Source organism: Ruegeria sp. HKCCD6157 (assembly GCF_013110685.1).
GTDB lineage: Bacteria > Pseudomonadota > Alphaproteobacteria > Rhodobacterales > Rhodobacteraceae > Ruegeria.
Genome location: NZ_WVRB01000001.1, coordinates 840,665 through 853,441, shown reverse-complemented (window position 1 = coordinate 853,441; position 12,777 = coordinate 840,665). Strand labels below are relative to the sequence as shown.

Sequence of the window (12,777 nt, the reverse complement as noted above, 5' to 3'; positions counted from 1 at the left end):
AACATGGCCAAGCAATTCCCGGAACTGGACGACGCCCAGCAGAAGTTCATCCAAGATCAGCACATCTTTTTCGTCGGCACGGCAGCGCCTGACGGACGGGTGAATATCTCACCCAAGGGAATGGATTCGCTGCGCGTTCTGGGGCCGAACCGGGTTGTTTGGATGAACCTGACCGGCAGTGGCAATGAAACCGCGGGGCATTTGCTGGAAACCAATCGCATGACGCTGATGTGGTGTTCTTTCACCACGCGTCCGCTTATCCTGCGCACCTATGGAACGGCCCACACTTTGCATGTGGGCGACGCTGGCTGGGAGGAACTGGCCGATCTGTTCCCCGACCACCGCAGCGCGCGGCAGATTTACGATCTGCAGATCGACCTGGTTCAGACTTCCTGCGGCTATGCCGTGCCTTTCATGGAGTTCCAATCTGACCGCGATACAATGCAGAAATGGGTGGATGGAAAATCAGACGAGGACATCCGCTCGTATTGGGTGGAAAGGAACAGCCAAACGATTGATGGAAAGCCAACCGGCGTACCAAAGTGAGCCCGATGCTGAGTGGATATCTCGATCAAATCAAAGCGCATGGTGACCCCGAGCGGGCGACCCAGATGGCCAGTTACCACAAGGCGGATCGCATCTATCTGGGCGTCGCGAACCCGGTTCTCAACGACCTGACCAAGGCGTGGCGGAAAGAACTGGACGTGCCGGCGCGGGTCGCATTGGCGGACGGGCTATGGCAAAGCAACATCCACGAGGGGCGACTTGCCGCATCCAAACTCTTGACTCAGGCACGCATCCGACCGGATGCGGCGGTTTGGAATTTGCTTCAAAGCTGGCTGCCGGAATTCGATGCCTGGGCCGTTGCGGACCACGCGTGCATGGCGATGCAAAAACGGCTTTCAGCAAATCCCGAACGGTTGGACGAGGTCGAACTGTGGAACCGATCTGATCACATGTGGACCCGGCGCGCGGCCTTGGTCGCAACCCTGCCCTGGACCAAACAGAACCACCCCAAGCCTGACGATCTGCACCGCCGTGACCGCATCCTTGGCTGGGCTGCGGGATATGTTTCGGACCGCAACTGGTTCATCCAGAAATCCATCGCCTGGTGGCTGCGCGAACTGTCCAAACATGACCCAGAACGCGTGATCGCCTTTCTGAAACAGCACGGTGATGCCATGAAGCCGTTTGCCCGCCGCGAAGCAGGCAAATACCTGAAAAATCAGTTCACATAGACCTCAAGCTCGACAAGTTCGTCGAAGGGCACCAACAGGGCCCTCATGGCGTCCAGTGACAAGCGGCTGCCGCTGCTGTCCGGACCGGAAACCGGGACCAACGTGATATAGGCCTGCGCCCCGGTCCGTGGCACGACGACACGCGCCGTAACTTCGCTGTCCACCAGCGGCGTCTGCATCCAGCGCCCCGGAGTGGTCGGATCCCCAAGCCCGGCGATGGTGGTCTTCGCCCCAACCCAGTTCGGGCGCGCGGAAACCGGTTCGGGTTGCAACGCCTCTTCGGCAACTGCTGTGCCCGTTTCCGTGTCAGGCACCGTCTGGGCGGGCGCGTCGCCCCCGCCGAACACTCGATCAGTCGTTGACTGCACGGCGTCGCATCCGGCCGTCATTGCGCATGTCAAAACAAGTATTTTCTTCATGCCAGAAACCTACAACCCTGCGCCCAGCTGTTCCAGCGCAAAGCGCAGTTCGCACTTGTCGCGGCCATGTTCCAGCTTTACGTATATGGCATGACAGCTCCGCTTATCGACCCGTTTGCCCGCGCCATCACGTATCTCCGCGTCTCCGTCACGGATCGCTGCGACTTCCGCTGCGTGTATTGCATGTCCGAGAACATGACCTTTTTGCCCAAGAAAGACCTGTTGACATTGGAGGAACTGGACCGGATGTGTTCGACCTTCGTCAGAATGGGGGTCGAAAAGCTGCGCATTACGGGTGGTGAGCCTTTGGTGCGTCGCAACATCATGACGTTCTTCAATTCGATGACACGTCATCTGGACAGCGGTGCATTGAAGGAGTTGACGCTGACAACCAACGGTTCGCAACTGCACCGATTTTCCGAAGACCTTTATGCGGCCGGTGTGCGTCGGGTGAATGTCTCGCTGGACACTCTGGATGATGACAAGTTCGCCAAGGTGACGCGCTGGGGTCGCCTGAAACAGGTTTTGTACGGAATCGACGCCGCGCAAAAAGCTGGCCTGCGGATCAAGATAAACGCCGTTGCCCTGAAAGGGTTCAACGAGCCCGAACTTCCTAAAATCACGGAATGGTGCGCCCAGCGGGATATGGATCTGACTTGGATCGAAGTCATGCCCATGGGCGATATCGGCAACGAAGACCGCCTGGATCAGTACTGGTCGCTCAAGGACGTGCGGAAAGAATACGAAAACCGCTATTCGGTCACCGATCTGGCCGAACGCAGCGGTGGCCCGGCCCGTTACGTGCGGCTCGAGGAAACCGGCCAGAAAATCGGCTTTATTACGCCGCTGTCGCACAATTTCTGTGAAAGCTGCAACAGGGTCCGCCTGACCTGCACGGGCGAACTCTACATGTGCCTGGGCCAGGAAGACATGGCCGACCTGCGCGGTGCCCTGCGCGATCATCCCGACACCGAACAGCCACTTGAAGACGCGATCCGATCTGCGATCAATCTCAAACCCAAAGGGCATGACTTCGACTATTCCCGCCAAGCCGTCGATGGCCGGATGAGCCGTCACATGAGCCATACAGGCGGCTGATATGCCGGATCACGACGGCCGCCCCACGGCGTTGTACCATGTGTACTGCGCCCTCACATCTCTGGCCGCGCCTCTGATATGGCGGGTCGTTCGGAACAAGCTGCGGGCAGCAAACGTACCTGATAAGCGGCAACAAGAACGCCTTGGCCATGCCAGCCTGCCCAGACCAAATGGGCGTTTGGTCTGGTTCCACGCCGCCAGCGTCGGCGAAAGCCTTTCGGTTCTCAGCCTGATCAGACGGCTAGCAGACCGCCTGCCCGAGGCAGAGTTTCTGATCACCTCGGGCACCCCGACCTCAGCGGCTCTGATCGAAAAACGCCTGCCGCCCCGTACACGGCATCAATTCCCGCCGCTTGACACGGCAGGCCCGGTCCGGCGCTTTCTGAACCATTGGCAACCAGAGGGCGGGGTTTTCGTCGAAAGTGAGATTTGGCCGCGTTTGATCGTCGAAAGCGCCAGACACGCCGTTCCGCTGGCCCTTCTGAATGCACGACTGTCGGACAAGTCCGTTGCCGGTTGGAAAAAGCGCCCCAGAACAGCGCGGTTCGTATTGAGCAAGTTCAACCTGTTCCTGACACAAAACGGCAAAACCGCAGCCAACCTGATAGCCATGGGTGCCCCTGTCGGCCGCGTCCGGCCCGGCACCAATCTCAAGGCCATGTCAGACCCTCTTCCCATAGACCACGGCACGCTGGACGACATTGGTTCTCAGATTTCTGGCAGACCTGTGTGGATCGCCAGTTCAACCCATGCCGGTGAAGAGGAAATCGTTCTGGCCGCGCATAAATCACTTCTGGAACGCTGGCCCGATCTGCTGCTGTTGCTGATCCCCCGCCACCCAGAGCGCCGCGGCGATATCGCCAAACGACTGGACGCCTCCGATCTCAACGCCGCGTTCCGATCAGAAAGTTCCCCGATCAAAACCGAAACCCAGGTATATGTCGCCGACACATTGGGCGAGACCGGCACATGGTACGCTCTGTCTCCCATCGTGTTCCTGGGCGGCTCCCTTAAAAACATCGGCGGCCACAACCCTTTCGAACCCGCCCAGGCCGGAGCCGCCGTGATAACCGGTCCCGGATACTTCAATTTTGCTGAAACATTCGCGCCGTTGATCAAAACCGGTGGCGCCATCGAGGTTCAAACCGAAACAGATCTCTCTGCGGCGGTCGACCATTGGCTTTCAGACGACCAAGCCCTGACCCGGGCCCGCAGCGCCGCCCAATCCTGCGTCAAGACGCAAAGCAACGCACTGGATTCCGTCGTGGAAACGCTGTGCCGTTCGCTCGACCTGACGTAAGTAGGCGGGATCCTTCTTCATCTGGCCAAAAATATCCCGGGGGTGTGGGGGCAGAGCCCCCACCCGCCCCATCAGGCCGCCGGCATCCGCTGCTCGACGATCTCTGCCCACCAGCTGCACCCAGCGGGAATCGCCTCATCGTTGAAGTTGTATTCCGGGTGGTGAACCATGGCCGTATCGCCGTTACCCACTAGAATATAGGCGCCTGGGCGCTCCTCCAGCATAAAGGCAAAATCCTCGCCGCCCATGACCAAAGGCGCATCATCACAATCACCAGATACCGACCGGGCAACAGCTGCTGCAAACTCTGTCTGCTCTTCACTGTTCACCATCACCGGATACCCGCGGATATAGGTCACATCGGCGGTGCCTCCGAACGTTGCCGCCACACCATTGCAGATCTCGTTGATCCGCTTTTCGGCCAGATCCCGCATATCCTTGCTCATGGTGCGCACGGTACCCTTGATCTGAACAGTCTGCGGGATCACGTTGAACGCTTTCGACGAGGTCTCGAACGACGTCACCGACACCACGACCTGGTCGATCGGATCGGCATTGCGCGAGGAAATCGTCTGAAGCGCCAACACCGCCTGCGCTGCCAGTACCGTGGAATCTACTGTTTCATGCGGCTTGGCAGCATGACCGCCGCGCCCTTCGAAAGTGATGTCGAACTGATCGGTTGCGGCAAAGAAAGAGCCGGGACGGATGGCGAACTTGCCCACAGGTTGTCCCGGCCAATTGTGCATGCCGTAGACTTCCTGAATATTCCAGCGGTCCATCATGCCATCTTCACACATTTCACGACCACCACCGCCGCCCTCTTCGGCAGGCTGGAAGATCACAACAACCGTGCCATCGAAATTTCGGGTTTCAGACAGGTACTTCGCCGCACCAAGCAGCATCGCCGTGTGGCCATCATGGCCGCAGGCATGCATGGCGCCCGGCGTTTTCGACGCATAGTCCAACCCCGTCGCCTCATGGATCGGCAGCGCATCCATATCCGCCCGCAAACCGATCACCTTGCCGCTGCTGTCCGATTTGCCCTTGATCACGCCAACAACCCCTGTGCGCCCGATGCCGGTGACGACCTCGTCGCAACCAAACTCCTGCAACTTCTCGGCCACCATTGCGCTGGTGCGGTGCGTTTCGAACAGGATTTCAGGGTTTTGGTGCAGATCCCGTCGCCAGGCGGTGATCTCATCCTGCAATTCGGCAAAGCGGTTTTTGACTGGCATGTCTATTCTCTCCTAATTCAGTTCAAGCCGCCGGCATTCGGCGCTCGACCATTTCTGCGAACCACGAACATCCAATCGGGATGATCTCGTCGTTGAAATCGTATTCAGGGTGATGCAACCCGGCGCTGTCACCGTTGCCCAGAACGATGAAGGCTCCGGGCCGTTCCTCCAGCATGAACGAGAAATCCTCGCCCCCCATCACCATCGGCGCCTCGATGCAGCTGCCTCCGACCGAGACTGCGGCCTCTGCCGCATATCCCGTCTGAGTTTCGGCATTGATCGTCACCGGAACGCCGCGCGAGTAATTGACGTTCACGGAACCACCGAATGTTGCTGCAATCCCTTCGGCGACCTCTTTGAGGCGCTGTTCGATCAGATCTCGCATCTGGTTGGAATGGGTTCGGACCGTGCCGCGTATCTGCGCCGATTGCGGGATCACGTTGAACGCTTTCGATGACGTCTCGACGGACGTCACCGACAGCACGGCTTGCAGGATCGGATCGGCATTGCGCGACACGATCGTCTGCAATGCCACGATCATTTGCGACAGTATCACCGTCGTATCGACCGTCTCATGGGGTTTTGCAGCGTGACCGCCGCGCCCTTCAAGATGGATATCAAACTCGTCCGCTGCGGCCAGCAAAGGGCCCGAACGGATCGCGAACTGCCCGGTCGGCAGGCCCGGTACGTTGTGCATCGCATAGACTTCCTGAATGCCGAACCGGTCCATCAGACCGTCCTTGCACATGGCCTCGGCGCCATTCCCGCCCTCTTCGGCAGGCTGAAAGATCACGATTGCAGTGCCATCGAAATTGCGCGTCTCAGACAGGTACTTTGCCGCTCCCAAAACCATGGCGGTATGCCCGTCATGCCCGCAGGCATGCATCGCGCCTGATGTCTTCGAGGCATAGTCCAGCCCGGTCTGTTCCTGCATCGGCAGCGCATCCATGTCGGCGCGCAGGCCAATCACCCGGCCCTGCGTGTCGCTCTTTCCCCGAATGACCCCGACCACGCCGGTGCGACCGATGCCTGTAACGACCTCGTCACAGCCGAATTCCTTCAGCTTTTCCGCCACCAGCGCGCTGGTGCGGTGCGTGTCGTACAGAATTTCCGGATGTTGGTGAATGTCACGCCGCCAGCCTGTGATCTCTTCGTGCATCTCTGCGAGGCGGTTTTTGATCGGCATGTCACTCTCCCTCAAATTATGCCACGGGCAATCGTCGTTCCACGATCTCGGCAAACCAACTGCAACCGGCGGGAATGGCATTGTCGTCAAAATTGTATTCCGGGTGATGGCACATCGCCGTGTCCCCGTTCCCGATAAAGATGTAAGCTCCGGGCCGTTCTTCAAGCATATAGGCAAAATCTTCCGACGGCATGATCGGATCAGTGCTGTCATTGACCTTGCCCGCCACGGCCTCGGCCGCCTCGGCAGCGTATGCCGTTTCGGCCTCGGAATTCACAGTCACAGGATAGCCGGGCGTCCAGACGACATCCGCCTTTGCGCCGAAGGCCGAGGCCGTATCCTCGGCGATCCTGCGCACGCGTTCTTCCGCAATGGCGCGGTATTCGGGGTCGAGCGTCCGGACGGTCCCCTGCAAGCGAACGGTATGCGCGATAACGTTCGACGCGACGCTGTCCGTTTCAAACGTACCCACAGTCAGCACCACGCGTTTGATCGGATCGACGGTGCGCGCCACGACGGATTGCAACGACACGACGATATGCGAGGCCACCAGCGTGGTATCTACCGCATCATGCGGTGCAGCCGCGTGTCCGCCCTTGCCGGTGATCGTGATTTCGAACTCATCAGATGAGGCCAGCAAGGCGCCGGGTCGGATCGCGAATTCGCCCACCGGCAACCCAGGCATATTGTGCATGCCATAGACCTCATCAATGCTCCAGCGATCCATCAGGCCGTCCTGACACATGGCCAGACCGCCTGCACCACCTTCTTCGGCGGGCTGAAAAATCAGAACAACGGTGCCATCGAAGTTTCGGGTTTCAGCCAGGTACTGGGCGGCCCCAAGCAGCATCGAGGTATGCCCGTCATGCCCGCAGGCGTGCATCTTGCCCGATACGGTCGAGGCATAGTCCAACCCCGTCGCTTCTTCGATCGGCAATGCGTCCATGTCAGCGCGCAATCCGATCACGCGCCCGGTCGTATCCTGCCGTCCCCGGATCACGGCCACGACCCCCGTCCGGCCAATTCCCGGCGTGATCTCATCCACACCGAATTCCCTGAGACGCTCGACAACGAAAGCAGCCGTTTCATGCACGTCATACATCAGTTCAGGATGTGCGTGCAGGTGGCGGCGCCACTTGGTAATATCGCCATGCATCTCTGCAAGTCTGTTTTTGACAGGCATCTCAAGACCCTCCCCTGAACCACTGAGGCCACGTTGAATGTTACGCCGCGCTCAGCCTTTCAACCAATCGTTGCATGAACCCATGCCCAGCTTCGAACTGCGCGATCGATATGAACTCGTTCGGCTGATGAGCCTGCGCGATATCGCCGGGGCCGCAGATCACGGCCGAATACCCGGCCGCCTGAAACTGCCCCGCCTCGGTCCCATAGCTGACGACGTGGCTGGCGTTGTCCCCGGTCAGGGCGCGCACCAAAGCTTCGGCTTCTCCGTCCTGTTCGGGCACCAGCCCCGGGATCGCGAAATGCTCGGACAGTTCGATGCGCGCATCGGGGTGAACGGCCTGCATCCGAGCTTCGACCCGGCGGACCTGTTCGACATAGGCATCGCGCCATTCAGCCTGCGTTTCGTCCGGCACCGTGCGGAAATCCATCATGAACTTGCAGTCTTTGGCGGTGATGTTGTGGGCTGTCCCGCCTTCGATCATGCCGACATGACAGGTGGTCCACGGCGGGTCAAAAACAGCCGCGATTTCGCTCGGCTCAGCGGCCATGCTTTCGGCATTTCTGTGATTTGCCCAATCGATCAAAGGCGCCGCCGCCATGATGGCGTTCACGCCAGTATGCATGATCGAGCTGTGCACTTCGAACCCGACGATATGTGTATCAATGCCGAATCCGCCCTTGTGCCCTGTCACCGCCTGCATCATCGACGGCTCACCCACAATCACTGCCGATCCCTTGGGCAGAACCTTTTGCATTGCTTCAATCATCGGCGGCGCACCGGTGCATCCGACCTCTTCATCAAAGCTGAGCGCCAGCTGAAGCGGCCGGCTGATATTGGCATAGTGTGCTTCGACCAGGGCCCAGATGGCCAGGGCGTCAAACCCCTTCATGTCGCAGGTGCCGCGACCGAAGTATCTGCCGTCTTTCTCGGTCACCGTGAAAGGATCAGTGTGCCACGGCTGACCGTCCACCGGCACGACATCCGTGTGACCGGACAGAACCACCGCGCCTTCTTCCTGTGGACCAACATGCGCAAAGATCGCGGCCTTGTGCGGTTGGTCCGGATCCGGCCAGCGGTGGCTTTCGATTCCGTGGCTCTGCAAGTAGTCCTGAACCCAATCCACCAGCGGCAGATTGGTGTCACGGCTCACGGTCGGAAATGAGATCAGCTGTGTCATGATCTCAAGCGGGGTCAGGCGTTTCGCCATTGGGGTCAATACCCGCTGTCCGTGGTCAGGATGAAGTGCCCTGCCTCAACCTCTTGATATTGCGAAGGTTCCGGCGTGTAGTTGGTGGGATGAATAGGAGACGGGATCGGTTTGAAATTCAGATCCTTTTCCGATTTCCGCTTGTTCGGGTCCGCGATCGGAACCGCCTTCATCAGCGCCTGTGTATAGGGATGCTGCGGGTTCTCGAACACCCGCGCCCGGGGCCCAAGTTCGACAATGCGCCCCAGATACATGACCCCGACATAGTGGCTGACCCGTTCGACCACGGCCATGTCGTGGCTGATGAACAGGTATGACAGGCCCAGCTCGGACTGCAATTCCATCATCAGGTTCAGAACCTGCGCCTGCACCGACACGTCAAGGGCCGAAACCGCCTCATCCGCAATGATCAGCTTGGGGTTCAGGGCCAAAGCGCGGGCAATTGCGATCCGCTGACGCTGACCGCCCGACATTTCATGCGGGAAGCGGCGCATGAAGCTGCGCGGCAATTGCACCTTGTCGAACAATTGTGCCACGCGATCCTGAAGTTCGGATCCCGACGCCACACCATAATTGCGCATCGGCTCGGCCACCTGGTCGACCAGCTGCATCTGCGGGTTCAAGGACGCGAACGGGTCCTGGAAAATCATCTGCATGTCCAGCCGCGCCTTGCGCAAACCAGACGGATCAAGCTTCATGATATCGACGCCGTCCAGATCAATCTCGCCCGCCAACGGCTCAACCAGCCGCAGGATCGAGCGCCCCGCCGAAGACTTGCCGCAACCGGATTCCCCTACAAGACTGAGCGTTTGACCTTTGTTCAGAGTGAACGAGACATCCTCGACCGCATGAACGTTCGAAATCGTGCGCCGCAAAAGCCCGCCTTTGACCGGGAACCGTGTCGTCAGGTTCTTGACGGTCAGCAGAACCTCTTCCGTACCCGGAATTGGTGCAATGCTCTGCCCTTCGACCCCCAGCAGCTTCATCGGCTCGGGCGCAGACTTACCCTGCATCTCGCCCAGTTTCGGCACCGCGGCCAGCAACGCCTTGGTATAGTCGTGCTGTGGGTTTTCGAAGATCTCCTTGACCGTGCCTTCTTCGACCTTGTTGCCGCGGAACATCACAACAACGCGGTCAGCCATCTGGGCAACCACAGCCATGTCGTGGGTGATGAACATCACCGCAGTTCCGGTTTCCCGCTTGAGGCGGTCCATCAAGGCCAGGATCTCGGCCTGAATGGTCACGTCCAGGGCTGTGGTGGGTTCGTCGGCGATCAACAGGCGCGGCTCACAGGCCATCGCCATCGCAATGACAACACGTTGGCGCATCCCGCCCGACAACTCGTGAGGGTATTGTTTCAGACGTCGCTCGGGCTCTGGGATACGAACCTGACGCAGCAATTCCAGCGCCCGTTGCTCGGCCTGCGCTTTCGTCATGTCCTTGTGGATGCGCAAACCTTCGGTCAACTGGCGGCCCACGGTGAAAACAGGGTTCAGCGCGGTCATCGGCTCTTGAAAGATCATCCCGATTTCGTTGCCGCGAATCTGCTTCATCAGATCCTGATCGGCCTTCGCCAGGTCCATTTCTTCGCCATCGCGACGATCAAACAACAGTTCGCCGCCCGCGATTTCGCCGCCACCGAACTCGACCAGACGCATCAAGGACAAAGATGAAACCGACTTCCCCGAGCCCGATTCGCCAACGATACAAACGGTTTCGCCTGGTTTGACCTCGAACGAGACGTCCTCAACACCAACAACGGGACCGTCCTTTGTCTGAAACTCCACCCGCAGTTTTTTGATTTGAGCAATAGGCTGATCCAGCACGTGCGCGCTCCCTTGACGAGGTTATTCTTGTTCTGAATGCCGAACGCTACGGCGGGCCACCGGGAAAAGTCAAACCCATTACACATTTTCGCGACGGCACCACTTGCATTTTTCTCAAGTTCTGTTTCGATACCCAACGTAACCGCCTTGGGGAGGCAGCGCCGATTTATGTCGTTAGCGCTATTATCTTTATTGATCAAAAACTTACCCCGAAGCGGCAACGCCAAACCCGCAGGCCTTGCGGAGATAATCGAGACACGAACGTGTCCAATTCGGGAGTGACTTATGAAAATCAAAACCCTTTTGCTTGGTGCGATCGCAAGCACGGCAATGGCCCCGATGGCCTTTGCCGAGCGCGGTTCGGACGGCAATGTCAGCATCATCTATTGGCAGGCTCCGTCGATCCTGAACCCGTTCCTGTCCGGCGGTACGAAAGACGTGGAATCAGCCTCGCTGGTGATCGAGCCACTTGCCCGCTACGACCAGGACGGCAACATGGTGCCATATCTGGCGTCAGAAATCCCAACCGTGGAAAATGGCGGTGTCAGCGAAGACCTGACGTCGATCACATGGAAAATCGCACCGGGAATCACATGGTCTGACGGCTCTCCGTTCACCGCTGCTGACGTAAAGTTCACCGCCGATTACTGTATGCACCCGGAAGGTGGCTGCGCGCAGGTGACCAAGTTCGAAGGCGTCACCTCGGTCGAAGCTGTTGATGACCTGACCGTCAAGGTCACTTTCGACGCACCGACCCCCTTCCCCTATGGCCCGTTCGTCGGCGGTGAAAGCCCGATCCTTCAAAAGGCCCAGTTCGAAAACTGCATGGGCGCCAAAGCCCCGGAATGCACCGAACAGAACTTCAACCCGATCGGCACCGGCCCCTTTGTCGTCACCGAGTTCAAACCGAACGACGTGATCACCTTCAAGGCCAACGACAACTATCGTGATCCGGCAAAACCTGCCTTCGCGACCGTGACCTTCAAAGGCGGCGGTGACGCGACGGCTGCAGGTCGTGCCGTCATGGAAACCGGTGAATTTGACTATGCCTGGAACCTGCAACTGGCTCCGGAAGTGATCGCACAGATGCAGGAAGGTGGCAAAGGTACGCCGGTTGCAGGCTTCGGCCCGCTGGTCGAGCGCATCATGCTGAACCAGACCAACCCGTCGCCCGAGTTGCCGGAAGGCGAGCGTTCGACGGCCAAGCATCCGCACCCATTCCTGAAGGACCCGGCCGTTTACAAAGCCATGTCGATGGCCATCGACCGTCCGCTGCTGGTGGAAATCGGCTATGGTCAGGCTGGTAAAGTGACCTGCAACTGGGTTCCGGCCCCTGCGGCGTTCAACTCGACCTCGATGACCTGCGACACCCAGGATATCGAAGGCGCCAAGAAACTGCTGGATGATGCCGGTATCGTCGACACCGATGGCGACGGCGTCCGCGAGAAGGATGGCGTTCCGCTGAAGATCGTCTATCAGACCTCGACCAACGCTGTCCGTCAGGACTTCCAGGCACTGATCAAGGAGTGGTGGAGCCAGATCGGCATTGAAACCGAACTGCGCAACATCAACGCATCGGTCTTCTTCGGTGGTGACCCGGGCTCGCCCGACACGTTCCAGAAGTTCTATGCCGACGTTGAAATGTACGCCAACACCTTCAACGGCACCGACCCGCAGTCCTATCTGGGCAACGGTCTGTGCGACAAGGCACCGCGTCCCGAGACGCAGTGGCAGGGCGAAAACATCAGCCGCTTCTGCAACGAAGAGTTCGACAAGCTGCACGCTCAATTGGCCGAAACCGCTGGTCTGGAAGCGCGTGCGGAAATCGCCAAGCAGCTGAATGACATCATGGTTCAGAATGGTGGTATGATCCCGCTGGTTCACCGTGGTCGCCTGTCGGCGCATGCAAACACCCTGGGTGGCGTTGTCCTGAACGTTTGGGACAGCGAGCTGTGGAATATTGCGGACTGGTACCGCAAGACCGGTTCCTAAGCACTGACCTTGCAAAACCGCGCCCCGATCGTTATCGGGGCGCGGTCATTTGCATCCCACCCCAACAAGAAGACGCATATAAAGGCGCCT

At 59.0% G+C, this 12,777-nt stretch carries 11 protein-coding genes; 5 read left to right on the top strand and 6 right to left on the bottom strand.

What is annotated here, in order from left to right:
• Positions 1-3 precede the first annotated feature (3 nt).
• Both GS612_RS03925 and GS612_RS03920 read left to right on the top strand, forming a co-directional pair.
• Positions 4-546 (top strand): pyridoxamine 5'-phosphate oxidase family protein, encoded by a 543-nt coding sequence (locus GS612_RS03925; RefSeq protein WP_171639145.1) that lies wholly within the window; start codon positions 4-6, stop codon positions 544-546.
• A 5-nt stretch (positions 547-551) separates the two neighbouring features.
• A complete protein-coding gene (locus tag GS612_RS03920) occupies positions 552-1,238 on the top strand; it encodes a DNA alkylation repair protein (RefSeq protein ID WP_171639144.1) in 687 nt (228 codons plus the stop codon).
• Here the strand turns inward: GS612_RS03920 and GS612_RS03915 are convergent.
• A complete protein-coding gene (locus GS612_RS03915; protein WP_171639143.1) occupies positions 1,226-1,657 on the bottom strand; it encodes a hypothetical protein in 432 nt (143 codons plus the stop codon). The genes GS612_RS03920 and GS612_RS03915 overlap by 13 nt on opposite strands.
• 90 nt (positions 1,658-1,747) lie before the next feature.
• On the opposite strand from GS612_RS03915, the gene moaA reads away from it, so the two are divergent.
• Positions 1,748-2,755 (top strand): GTP 3',8-cyclase MoaA, encoded by a 1,008-nt coding sequence (moaA, locus tag GS612_RS03910; protein WP_171639142.1) that lies wholly within the window; start codon positions 1,748-1,750, stop codon positions 2,753-2,755.
• A gap of 1 nt (position 2,756) precedes the next feature.
• Positions 2,757-4,055 (top strand): 3-deoxy-D-manno-octulosonic acid transferase, encoded by a 1,299-nt coding sequence (locus tag GS612_RS03905; protein ID WP_171639141.1) that lies wholly within the window; start codon positions 2,757-2,759, stop codon positions 4,053-4,055.
• Positions 4,056-4,126: 71 nt separating this feature from the next.
• On the opposite strand, the gene GS612_RS03900 is transcribed toward GS612_RS03905, so the two are convergent.
• The 5 genes from GS612_RS03900 to GS612_RS03880 are packed head-to-tail and all read right to left on the bottom strand — an operon-like array spanning position 4,127 to position 10,695.
• Positions 4,127-5,290, bottom strand: coding sequence for a M20 aminoacylase family protein (locus GS612_RS03900; protein WP_171639140.1), 1,164 nt, complete (start codon positions 5,288-5,290; stop codon positions 4,127-4,129).
• Between the two features lie 22 nt (positions 5,291-5,312).
• Positions 5,313-6,476, bottom strand: coding sequence for a M20 aminoacylase family protein (locus tag GS612_RS03895; RefSeq protein ID WP_171639139.1), 1,164 nt, complete (start codon positions 6,474-6,476; stop codon positions 5,313-5,315).
• 16 nt (positions 6,477-6,492) lie between these two features.
• Positions 6,493-7,659 (bottom strand): M20 aminoacylase family protein, encoded by a 1,167-nt coding sequence (locus tag GS612_RS03890; RefSeq protein ID WP_171227934.1) that lies wholly within the window; start codon positions 7,657-7,659, stop codon positions 6,493-6,495.
• Positions 7,660-7,699: 40 nt separating this feature from the next.
• A complete protein-coding gene (gene argE / locus GS612_RS03885; protein WP_171639138.1) occupies positions 7,700-8,869 on the bottom strand; it encodes an acetylornithine deacetylase in 1,170 nt (389 codons plus the stop codon).
• Positions 8,870-8,874: 5 nt separating this feature from the next.
• Complete coding sequence (locus GS612_RS03880; protein WP_171639137.1) at positions 8,875-10,695, bottom strand: ABC transporter ATP-binding protein; 1,821 nt, start codon at positions 10,693-10,695, stop codon at positions 8,875-8,877.
• A 285-nt stretch (positions 10,696-10,980) separates the two neighbouring features.
• Between GS612_RS03880 and GS612_RS03875 the strand changes: the two genes are divergently transcribed.
• Positions 10,981-12,687 carry a peptide ABC transporter substrate-binding protein gene (locus GS612_RS03875; protein ID WP_152458615.1) on the top strand — a complete coding sequence of 569 codons (1,707 nt, stop codon included), beginning with the start codon at positions 10,981-10,983 and terminating at the stop codon, positions 12,685-12,687.
• Positions 12,688-12,777 lie beyond the last annotated feature (90 nt).